The sequence below is a fragment of the Rhodococcus sp. T2V genome, from assembly GCF_029269925.1.
GTDB classification, from domain to species: domain Bacteria; phylum Actinomycetota; class Actinomycetes; order Mycobacteriales; family Mycobacteriaceae; genus Rhodococcus_F; species Rhodococcus_F koreensis.
This window is the reverse complement of sequence record NZ_JARJBD010000346.1, coordinates 1-657: the sequence shown is the minus strand read 5'-3', so window position 1 is coordinate 657 and position 657 is coordinate 1. Positions and strand designations below refer to the sequence as shown.

1 protein-coding gene is annotated in these 657 nt (G+C 66.5%); it reads left to right on the top strand.

From position 1 onward, the window contains the following. On the top strand, positions 1 to 657 hold a 657-nt coding region (locus tag P3H15_RS56035; protein WP_276144868.1), incomplete at both ends, for a condensation domain-containing protein.

Below are 657 nucleotides of genomic sequence, written 5' to 3'. Positions count from 1 at the left end.
GCCGCTCTCGCCTGCCCAACAACGCATCTGGTTCCTCAACCAATACGACACCACCACCCCCACCTACAACATCCCCCTCACCCTCCACCTCACCGGCCACCTCGACACCACCGCCCTCCACCACGCCCTCACCGACCTCATCCACCGCCACCAACCCCTCCGCACCACCTACCCCCTCCACCACGGTCACCCCACCCAACACATCCACCCCCACACCACCACACCACCACTCACCCCCACCCCCACCACCGAAACCCAACTCCCCCACCACATCACCACCGACACCACCCAACCCTTCGACCTCACCCACGACACCCCCCTCCACACCCACCTCTACCAACTCGACAACACCCACCACACCCTCACCCTCGTCCTCCACCACATCGCCGCCGACGGCCACTCCCTCACCCCACTCACCCACGACCTCACCACCGCCTACACCGCCCACACCCACCACCAAACACCCCACCTGACACCCCTGCCCCTCACCTACACCGACTACACCCACTGGCAACACCAACTCCTCGGCACACCCGAGCACCCCACCCCCACCACCCAAACCCAAACCACCTACTGGACCACCACACTCACCAACCTCCCCGACACCCTCCCCCTCCCCACCGACCGACCCCGACCCACCCACCGCACCCACCACGG